Below are 11,218 nucleotides of genomic sequence, written 5' to 3'. Positions count from 1 at the left end.
CAGCGTTTTTCTTTTTTGATTTTTTTTAGTTTCACTTCCTAATTGATATTTTACTGGTGATTTCATGATAAACTGGTTTTGATTTACTTCCCATAGTGCCGTATAGCTGTTATCTTTTTTGATGCTTACACGGATTCAATATTTTGGATTGACAAGGACTTATAAAAGCGAGCTAGGGGAGCGACTTATGCAGTCCGCTCAACTCCAAAATGTTGGTGTTTTGCGATCAAAAAAAAGAGTAACAGCTACGGGATATAGGAGATTAAAACCTAATTATGAAGAACCAGGAACTAGCAGGAAGTGAAACTAAATGCAACAAAGGAATTCCGATAAGATGGACTTAGGATTCTTATTTTAGGTAAGCTTTATATTATGATTTAATCTTTCTATAAAGAATAAAGAGCAGCTGAAGAAAAAAAATGCTTGTGCTTAAAGCTCTTAATTTTCGGGGATTATTATTTGAATAGTTATATATTTTTACGGTGTTACGGGAAGTAAATGATACTAAATTGTATAGCTCTTCTCTCGATATTGTTATAAGTGTTTTGGACTATCTGTTGTTTGTATTATTCTTTAATTGAAATAAATTATCAAACAAAATACAAAGAGAAGCAATCAAAAGAATAATGATAATTGTGAATGTAGGAGTATTACCCTATATTTAGACTCCCTTTATAATACCAAATAATGGATCATTCAAAGTTTAAATTCTTACAATCTGAATATCCAGAGTTATTTTCTATTGCTGAGCTTACAGAAAAGCTTATTCATGTGGATCCTAGCTCTGCATTAGCAAAAGCACGTCTGTTTTCTGAAAAGACATCTCAATTGATATGGAATTTTGAAAAATTAGGTTTTTTCAATGGAAAGCAGGTAGAACGTATAAATCAACTTAAGTACACGAATTCTATACCGGATCCTGTTGCAGATTTAATGCATGTTATTCGTAAATCGGGAAATAAGGCTTCCCATAGTGGATCAGGATCCTATAAAGAGGCGTTATTTATACTAAAGAAGTGCTATCAATTGTCAAAATGGTTTTTTGAAACCTATGAGAGTGATTATTTAGAGAATGAAGCTTATGAGTTACCAGAAACGGAGGAGCAAAAATCGGTTGAAGAGTTAACGCAACAATTAGAAAAGCTATCTCAGCAAGTGATTGATTATGAATCTAAAATTTCTGCTCTGAATGCCTCAACACAGATTATAGAAGAGCGAAAAGAGCGATCTTTTAAAAATGCTCGAAATATTGACAAGTCGGAAGCGGAAACAAGAGCACTCATAGATGAGCAATTGCGAAGTGTAGGATGGGAATGTGATACCGAAGAAATAAATTTTAAGAAAAATAAGTCTTTACCCGAAAAAGGAAAGAACAAAGCGATAGCTGAATGGCCATGTGAAGGAAAATGGGCGGATTATGCGCTATTTATGGGCACAGAACTATATGGTATTGTGGAGGCTAAAAAATATGCAACAGACATATCTACAGATTTACAGCAGTCAAAAATATATGCCGAAAAAGTGACTATGTCAGGTTCATCAAAATTAATAGGAGAATGGCATGGGTACAAAGTTCCTTTTTTATTTTCCACAAATGGGAGATCGTATTTAGAGCAATTAAAGACGAAAAGTGGTATTTGGTTTTTAGATATCAGAAATAAGAGGAATCATCCTAAAGCTTTGCACGGATGGTATTCTCCGCAAGGTTTATTCGAATTATATCAACGTGACACTGCTATTGCAGATGAGCGTTTAGAAGAAAGTGGTTATGAATATTTGCAAAATAAAAATGGCTTAAGTTTAAGGTATTATCAAATATATGCTATAAAAGCTATTGAGAAAAAGATACGTCAGCACCCTAATGAGAAACGCTCATTATTGGTAATGGCGACTGGGACGGGTAAAACCAGAACAGTTTTAGGACTTACTTATCGACTTATAAAATCGGATCGCTTTAAAAGAATACTATTTTTAACCGATAGAACCTTATTGGCAGGACAAGCTAAAGATGGTTTTCAAGATAATAAAGTTGAAAACCTTCAGACCTTTGCGGGGATTTATCAAATGGAAGATACCACGGTTGTTCAACCGGATTCAGATACACGTTTGCATTTTGCCACAGTACAAAGTATGGTAAAACGATTATTTTATTCTGAAGAGCCCCTTCCTATTGATACGTATGATTGTATTATTATAGATGAAGCACATCGTGGATATAATCTAGATAAGGAAATAGATGAAGGCGATTTACATTTTAAGGATGAAAAAGATTATGTGAGTCAGTATAAGCGTGTAATTGAGTATTTTGATGCTTATATAATAGGCCTTACCGCTACACCAGCTTTACATACAACAGAAATATTTGGAAAGCCAACGCATAGTTATTCTTATCGGGAAGCTGTTATTGATGGCTATTTAACAGATCATGAACCTCCTTATTTAATAAAAACCAAGCTGAGTGAAGAGGGAATCGTATGGCAAAAAGGAGAAAAACCGACTGTTTATAACCCTGAAACTAATTCGTTGGAGGAATTAGCAGAACTAGAAGATGAATTACTTATTGAGATAGAACAGTTTAATAAATTTGTTATTACAGAGTCATTTAATCGTGAAGTCATTAAACAATTGGTGCAAGAACTGGATCCTGAAAGTGAGGAGAAAACACTCATTTTTGCTGTACGCGATAGCCATGCAGATATGATTGTTGACATTTTACGTGAAGAATTTGCAAATATAGGTTGTGATATTGAGCAGGGAGCGATTGAAAAAATTACAGGTAGTGCATACGATCCAACTGGTTTAACCAAAAGGTTAAAGAATGAAAAGTATCCAACTATAGCTGTAACGGTTGATTTATTAACTACAGGTATTGATGTCCCGCAAATTACCAATTTAGTCTTTCTACGAAGGGTTCGTTCTAGAATTTTATTTGAACAGATGTTGGGGCGAGCAACCAGAAAATGCGATGATATTGGCAAAGAATATTTTAGAATTTATGATGCAGTAAAAGTATATGAAGCCTTGGAAGATTATACACAAATGCAAACAGTTTCAAACCCGAGTATTTCATTTCAAAGACTCGTAGAAGAATTAGATTTTATTGATACTCCTGAGCGAGCTGAAAAACAATTGCAGCAAATTATTGCAAAATTGCAGCGGAAGAAAAAGAACATAGAAGAACGTCAGGAAGAATTTATATATTTAGCAAATGGTGAAAGTCCTGAAACATTGATAGAGCGTTTAAAAGAGGTTTCTGGGGAAGAGGTGCATAAAGTAGTGGCAGATTATGCTAGCTTATGGAAGTTTCTGGATAAAAAAGTGTATAGACCAAAAAAGCAATTGGTATCCGATCATGATGATGAGTTGATTGGAATTGAGCGAGGGTATGGAAAAGCTGAAAAACCGGAAGATTATATCGAAGGGTTTAAAAATTTTATTCAAGAAAACAGGAATAAAATTGCAGCCATCAATATGCTTTGCACGCGTCCATCTGAATTGGATAGAGCTTCATTAAAAGAACTTAAATTGTTATTAGACCAAGAAGGATATACGGACATTGGCTTGAATACAGCTTGGAAACAATGGAAAAATGAAGACGTAGCTGCCGATATTATTTCCTTTATCAGGACGATGGCTTTAGATACCGATTTAGTAAGTCATGAAGATCGCATTAAAAATGCAGTTGATAAAATTAGAGAACTGAAAGGCTGGAATAAAATTCAATTAAAATGGATTGAGCGTTTTGAGTTTCAATTACTCAAAGAAACTATCTTACAAATACCCGATTTAAATCAAGAGCCTTTTAATAGAGACGGCGGCTACCAACGGCTAAATAAAATATTTGAAAATAGATTGGATGAAATTATCACTACGTTGAATGAAAATTTATATTCTGCCTAAATATGCGTATTAAAGACTATTCAGCATTGATCGAGAATTTACCTTATAAAGATCAGGCATTTATTGTTAAAGCGAATAATTGGTCTAAACATTCAGCACTATGTAGTGATTATAAATTATTTGAAGACAATAGTGAGATTAGAATTTCAAGAAAAGATTTGTTTGAAGCGTCAACAAATACAAAACTTTTCATCATAAAAACTTTAATGTGGGGTTATCCAAATGGTGGCAGAGGAGGAAATATTAAAAAGGTCTTAGATTCCTCGATTTTATGTAAGGTTTCAGAAATATTAGACGGATACAGAAATCTAAATATTTCACACGAAAGGTTTATAACCGACTTAAAGAGTATACACGGGTTAGGAATTTCAACCATTACCAAGTTTCTCTATTTTTTAAATACCAAAGTCAATGGGTATCCATCGCTTATTTTGGATGAACGTATTATGAGCGTAGTTAGTGAAGGGGTGTTTGAGGAGCTTAATGAATTAGGAAAATTAAGAAGAGAAAATGCTTCGAAAAAATATCCGAAGTATTTAAAATTGATGAATGAATTAGCTGAAGATATAAAAGTAAAACCTGACCAATTGGAGTTATTTTTATTTATGTTTGGACAGAATTTAAAAGAATAAACAAGAGATATAAACGATGAGCGCAGAAGAGATAGCAAACAAATTATGGAACCTATGTAACGTATTGAGGGATGATGGTGTTACATACCACCAATATTTAAATGAATTAACATATATATTGTTTTTAAAACTCTCAGAAGTCAAAAATTTTGAAGAGCATATTCCCAAAGAATACCGTTGGCGTGGTTTTGTAGAGGAACACGATAACAATGAGGCTTTTGTGCGCTATCGCAAGTTTTTGGCTGAAATTAGTAATGAAACATCTAGCGAGAGCATCAAAGAAATTTACACCAATGCCTCCACAAGCCTTCGTAAACCTGTAAATTTTAACACCTTGGTACAAGCCATCGATAAGATAGATTGGTACGAGCAGAATGATCGCGATGTTATGGGTGACATTTATGAAAGTCTACTTGAAAAAAATGCCGGCGAGAAAAAGAGCGGAGCCGGACAATACTTTACACCGCGTCCGCTGATTAATGTAATGATAGACCTTGTAGTGCCTAAAGTAGGCGAGCGATGGAACGATCCTGCAGCCGGAACTTTTGGCTTTATGATTGCGGCTGACCATTATTTACGAAGTAAAACAGATGATTATTACGAATTAAACGCCAAAGATCGTAAGTTTCAGGAAGAAGAAGCCTTTAGTGGCGTAGAACTGGTAAGTGATGCGCACCGATTGGCTTTGATGAATGCCCGTTTGCATGGGATGGAAAGTACCATATATTTAAACGATACTTTAACGGAGTTTGGGAAAAGCTTGAAAAACTTTGACGGTGTATTGGCAAATCCACCTTTTGGAACCAAGAAGGGAGGAAAACGCCCATCGCGTGATGACTTTACATACCCAACCAGCAACAAACAACTTAACTTTTTACAGCACATATACAGAAGCTTAAAGAATAATGGAAAGGCTCGGGCAGCAGTGATTTTACCTGATAATGTATTGTTTGAAGATGGAGATGGGCAACGCATTCGGCAAGATTTAATGCATAAATGCAATTTACATACTGTTTTACGCCTACCAACGGGAATATTTTATGCAGCGGGCGTAAAAACAAATGTACTTTTCTTTACCAGAGGGAAAACAGAAACCGACAATACCAAAGGCGTATGGTTTTACGATATGCGTACCAATGTACCTAACTATGGAAAACGTACCCCGTTTACCGAAAAAGCTTTTGAAGATTTTATCATCGCCTATACCGGAGGAATAACTTTTGATAAGGTAGAAAAAGATTACGAAGGGATCATTGATACTAAAAAGAGAGAAAAGATAAAGGATGAACGTTGGCAATATATTACCCGTGAGAAGATTGCCAAAAAGAACGATAGTTTAGATCTTGGGTTAATAGCCGATGACAGCATTAACAATGGCGAAGACTTAGGCGAACCAATTGAAATAGCTAAAGAAGCTTTAGCAGAATTAAACAGCATTACCAAAGAGTTGAATACCATGATAAAAGAGTTGAGTTAATGGAGAATAAATTGCCGAAGAATTGGAACGTCGTACCATTTACTACTATTCTAAACATAGAAGGAGGGACTCAACCTCCAAAATCAACATTTATTGATTTCCCTACAGAGGGGTATGTTCGATTACTCCAGATAAGAGATTTTGGGAATAAACCTATACCAACTTATATACCCAAAACTTCTAAGCTTAGAACCTGTAAAAAAAATGATATTTTAATTGCTAGATATGGTGCATCCATAGGACGAATTCTGTATGGAATGGAAGGTGCTTACAATGTTGCACTAGCTAAGGTTATTATTCCAGATGAAATCAACACCCATTTTATAAAGTATCTTTTAAGTTCACAAATTTTTCAAAATCCAATACTTTCTCTTCAAAGAACTGCTCAGAGTGGATTTAATAAAAATGACCTTAAGAATATAGAAATCCCCCTCCCTCCACGAGCAGAACAAAACCGTATCGTAGCGAAGTTAGATGCTTTATTTGCGCGACATGAAACCATAAAAAAAAGTTTAGAAAAGATACCACTATTGCTTAAAAACTTTAAACAGCAAGTGCTTACCCAAGCTGTTACCGGGAAGTTGACGGAGGAATGGAGAATGGGAAGAGATGTTGGTGAGTGGGTGAAAGAATTAGCAAAAGAATGCTGTGAAAAAGTTCAGAGTGGAGGCACACCAAGAGGTAGTAAATTTCAAGATTCAGGAATACCATTTTTTAAGGTTTATAATATAGTTAATCAAATGATTAGTTTTGATTACCGCCCACAGTATATTAGTGATGAAATAAATATCACCCAGTGTAAAAAATCCATTTGTTTACCTGGTGATGTTCTTATGAATATAGTTGGACCACCATTAAATAAAGTAGCTATTATTCCTCAAGAATATGAAAGAAGTAATATTAATCAAGCTATAACTTTATTCAGACCTAAAGAGAAGTTACAAAATAAATATCTTTATTATTTTTTAAGAGAAGGGACTCCTGTTAACAACTTAATAAATGAAACTAGAGGAGTGGTTGGACAGGTTAATATATCTCTAACTCAGTGTAGGGAAATTGAAATAAATATACCTCCATTAAAAGAACAGGAAGAAATCGTCAACAGAGTAGAAAGTTTATTTGCCAAAGTAGCTGCTATTGAGCAGAAACATAAAAGCCTAAAATCCAAAGTTGAAAATTTGCCACAATCTATTTTACATAAGGCTTTTAAGGGGGAGTTAGTAAAACAACTGCCTACAGATGGGGATGCAAGAAATTTATTGAAGGAGATTGAGGGGTTAAAAAAACAAGTGAAAAATAAAAAACAGCCAACTAGAAAGAAGAAGGTTGTGAAAAAATAGACTTGAAGATGAATGAATTTCTAGAAACAAACAGATCGTATGTAATAAAATTTTTAATATTCATAGCGACTTATTTTGTATTTAGGCAAACAATTATTGAATTCTTAATTTCAATTTCAAGTATTATAAATTTTGAATCAGTTTCCTTTAAGATAGGCCTCATTCTCTTTTGTCTTGTAATATTCATTTTATATACTTCTAAATTTGATAATAAGTTTAAATTCAGTTGGCAATACACTTTAACGGGAGTTTTATTATTAGTCATATATTTTCTAGAAAGATTTTTTTTCGATAGTATTTCTTTTTTGCCGCACGGTACGTATATAAAATATGTGGATTTTATATTGATGTTTACTGCTGTTCATATTCTAGTGTTGAATAGATACAAAAAAAGAGATGTAGAGTCGAAATCTTTAAAAGGAAGTAAGGAAGAAGAATGCTTTTTCATAGAAGATAGAGTATATGATGGCGAAATTGACAACGAGTTAATATTAAAAAATCTTTTAGGGCGTTTAAATGGTTTTATGCCTGATTCCTCTTTTAGTATAGGGGTAAATGCGTCATGGGGCTATGGTAAATCTACTTTTCTCAATCGCTTTTATTATAAATATAAACAAGAAAATAAAGAAGGTATTATATTCTGGTATAATATCTGGAGAAATAAGGATAGTGAAGCTATAATAGATAATTTTTTCTCCGAATTATCAAATAATTTATCTCCATATTCTGGAGAAATTTCTAATGAGGTAGATAAATATGTGAATGCGATTCTTCATATTACTCCAAATGGTATAGGGAAAGCTATTGAAGCAGGGAAATCTATATTTGTTGAAGAAAGTTCTTTAGAAGTTCGTTTTAATCGCATTAAAAATGCAATAAAAAAAATTGACCGTCAAATAGTGATTTTACTAGATGATTTAGATCGATTAGAAAAGAATGAAATTCTTGCTACATATAAATTGATTAGAACTTTGTCGAATTTTAATAATGTAATCTTTATTTCAGGTTATGATGTTAACTATTTAGAGTTAATTTTAGGTACAGAGAAGAAATACTTTAGCGATAAAATATTTCAGACTATTATTAACTTATTGCCTCACGAGCCATTAAAAATTAATGATAAGCTATTTAAATATTTAGAAGTAAATTTTCCTAAACATGATGCATATGATGATAAAAATGAATCAATTAGAATTAGCTTTTCTAATTTATCTCATATCTTAAAAGACGAATCTGAATCTATACCTAGTTGTATTGAAAAACTGAATATTGGTTTTGAAAGAATTAGTTTTAATAGTTTTCTTAGAACAGATAGAGATATTAAAAGATTTATAAATGAAATAAAATTTATTTTAGTTAATAAAGGCTTAATTGAAAATATAAATATACCTGAGTATCTTTTATTGAAACTTCTTTCTTTTAAATATAGGTTTATAGATGCCGAATTCATTATAAAATTGGAAAATGTACTTGATGATTTTGGCGGAAACATTAATGATGTAGGAGTAAACCCTATGCATCTTTCAGATGATAAATTTAAGATACTAAAAGATGACCAAATTGAAAAGTTAAGATGTTTTCTATGCGCAAAAAACTTTAAAAATGAAGACATTTATGTAATATTGGCATCTTTGTGGATATTATTTAAGGAGAGAGATGAAGAATATTACAGAAACAATAGAACTAGTATAACGAATCATTTTATGTTACCTTTTTATTTGAGAAATGGTATTGTAAGTGGTCACTATACTCTTTCAGATTTTAAAAAAGTTATTGAAAAAGGAAAGCTAGTTTTATTGACGAAGGAGTTGTCTTTAATAGAAGATAAACAAGTATCTACTAAAGCTCTTATAGAGTTAAGAGAGCTTCTAAGAAAAATTAATGTTAGTAAGAAAGAAATACTTGAAGATATATTGAATGCTGCTAATGAGGGGTTATTTAGCAATTATAATCCTGACCAAAATCAATTAATGATTGATATTCTGGACAGAGCAAATAATAATATTTTTGATGGCAAAGAGTCTGATTTTATTAATTATATAAAAGAATATACTCTTAGGTTTGAAACTACTTTTGTAGACTTACTATTGTCTGATTTAAATTTAAATTTGAAAAGACAAGAAAGCAATTTCTATAAAAAAAATGAATATATAGAATATAAAAATTACCAGGTCTTTAAGCCTTATATTAAAGATATTTTAATCTCTAAATTAAAAAGAAACATTAAAAAGGGTAGTTATATTTCAATTAGTAGATCATATCACTCACTTATTGAAAGAATAATTTTAAATTATAAGGTGCTAAAACCAATAGAGGTTAATAAAATTTTACGAGAAGATATAGAAAAAAGATCTTATTTTTATTTAGACAATGGAATGTTTGATTTTAATGAAGAGTCTGGAAATGAAGCTCCAAGCGATTATGCTAAGTATGTTACATCTATATGGTTACCTCACATTTTTTCGAATGAAAAAGAATTACAAAAGAGTCTAGATAATCCAAAGAATAAAGAAATATATGAAAATTTTATCATTATGGGATGGCAGAATTATTATGAGTTTTTATTGCATATAGATATATCTACTTATAACAATAAGCAAAAAGAACGCTTAGAACAAAATAAAAAATTATTCGAGAAATTTAAAAAAAAAGGATATAATTCTTTAGATTACAGGGAGTATTAAATGATTATGGATCCATCTAAATTAGATAATATATAATAAATGACAATCTTGAATAACTATATGTAGAGCTTCCTGTAGGTCGTTAATAACAGTAAGTTATATAAGTTTCAAGAATCAAAAATATTTTTTGAATAAAAACTTATAATAAACCTTATTTGGTTCAGCTCATTTATACCTAGAAACCTCCTTCTCATTCACCTCTAATTTTTCTCTTAAGGCTTTCATATCATCACTAATTTTTCGGTCTATAATTTTTGCATAATGCTGTGTTGTACGTAAAGATTTATGTCCTAACATACGACTGACCGATTCTATAGGAACACCATTGGAAAGTGTTACAGTAGTAGCAAACGTATGTCTAGCCAAATGGGTGGTAAGATTTTTTTTAATTCCACACAGCTCGGCTATTTCTTTCAAAAATGCATTTGACTTTTGGTTACTTAGAACTGGGAGGATATATTTTTCTTTTTTAACTTCTGGATGTTCTTTGTATTTATCCAAAATTTCCAAAGCTACCGGAAGTAAAGGGATACTACTTACTGTATTTGTTTTAGTTCGTTTGATACGAATCCATTGATATCCATCGATGCCAATAATAATATCATCCTGTGAAAGTTTTTTTACATCTGAATAGGCCAATCCAGTGTAACAAGAAAAAAGAAATATATCTCTTACAAGGCGTAACCGATCAAAATGTAATTCTTTCTCATATAGACTCTTAATCTCTTTATTGGTTAGAAACTCACGCTCTATAGGCTTAAACTTCACTTTATAATTAAAGAAAGGATTTCTGTCTATCCATTGATTTGCTATGGCAATTCGAATGATTTTTTTAAAATTATTGATGTATTTAAGTGTGGAATTATGATTACATTTTCTGGTGGTTTTAAGATAATATTCTAATTTGGTAATAAATAAGTTATCTATGTTTCTTAAGGCATAGTCTGTAGTATTATATTCTTTTTTAATGAAGGATTCCAGATGACGATAACAGGTCCAATATCTACTCGCTGTAGATGCTGTTATATCTTTTCCAATTAGAGTATCCATTTTTTCATTGTGCTCCTTGAATACTTTTAGGATAAGTTTTGATTTCACCTTGGAGCCGCCCCGTAATTGGTACATCAGATCCTTGGCTGTTACCTCGATGTCATTATCTACAAAAGTTTGATGGATTCGATTTAA

Annotated in this window: 6 protein-coding genes; 5 read left to right on the top strand and 1 reads right to left on the bottom strand. The window is 31.9% G+C overall.

Annotated elements, in window-relative coordinates:
- Positions 1 to 687 precede the first annotated feature (687 nt).
- Genes hsdR through JM658_RS16655 form a run of 5 tightly spaced genes read left to right on the top strand, consistent with a single transcriptional unit; the run spans position 688 to position 10,033 of the window.
- Positions 688 to 3,900, top strand: coding sequence for a type I restriction-modification system endonuclease (gene hsdR / locus JM658_RS16675; protein WP_236960967.1), 3,213 nt, complete (start codon positions 688 to 690; stop codon positions 3,898 to 3,900).
- Between the two features lie 2 nt (positions 3,901 to 3,902).
- Positions 3,903 to 4,532 (top strand): 8-oxoguanine DNA glycosylase OGG fold protein, encoded by a 630-nt coding sequence (locus JM658_RS16670; RefSeq protein WP_236960965.1) that lies wholly within the window; start codon positions 3,903 to 3,905, stop codon positions 4,530 to 4,532.
- Between the two features lie 16 nt (positions 4,533 to 4,548).
- A complete protein-coding gene (locus JM658_RS16665; protein WP_236960963.1) occupies positions 4,549 to 6,009 on the top strand; it encodes a class I SAM-dependent DNA methyltransferase in 1,461 nt (486 codons plus the stop codon).
- Complete coding sequence (locus JM658_RS16660; RefSeq protein ID WP_236960961.1) at positions 6,009 to 7,349, top strand: restriction endonuclease subunit S; 1,341 nt, start codon at positions 6,009 to 6,011, stop codon at positions 7,347 to 7,349. The genes JM658_RS16665 and JM658_RS16660 overlap by 1 nt, the downstream gene beginning before the upstream one ends.
- Positions 7,350 to 7,357: 8 nt before the next feature.
- Positions 7,358 to 10,033, top strand: coding sequence for a P-loop NTPase fold protein (locus tag JM658_RS16655; protein WP_236960959.1), 2,676 nt, complete (start codon positions 7,358 to 7,360; stop codon positions 10,031 to 10,033).
- Positions 10,034 to 10,198: 165 nt separating this feature from the next.
- Here JM658_RS16655 and JM658_RS16650 read toward each other — a convergent pair.
- Positions 10,199 to 11,218: site-specific integrase (locus tag JM658_RS16650; RefSeq protein ID WP_236960957.1), on the bottom strand; the 1,020-nt coding region annotated here is incomplete at its 5' end.

Origin of the sequence: Joostella atrarenae (assembly GCF_021764745.1) — a bacterium.
In the GTDB taxonomy this organism is placed as follows: domain Bacteria; phylum Bacteroidota; class Bacteroidia; order Flavobacteriales; family Flavobacteriaceae; genus Galbibacter; species Galbibacter atrarenae.
This window is presented reverse-complemented; position numbering and strand designations above follow the sequence as displayed.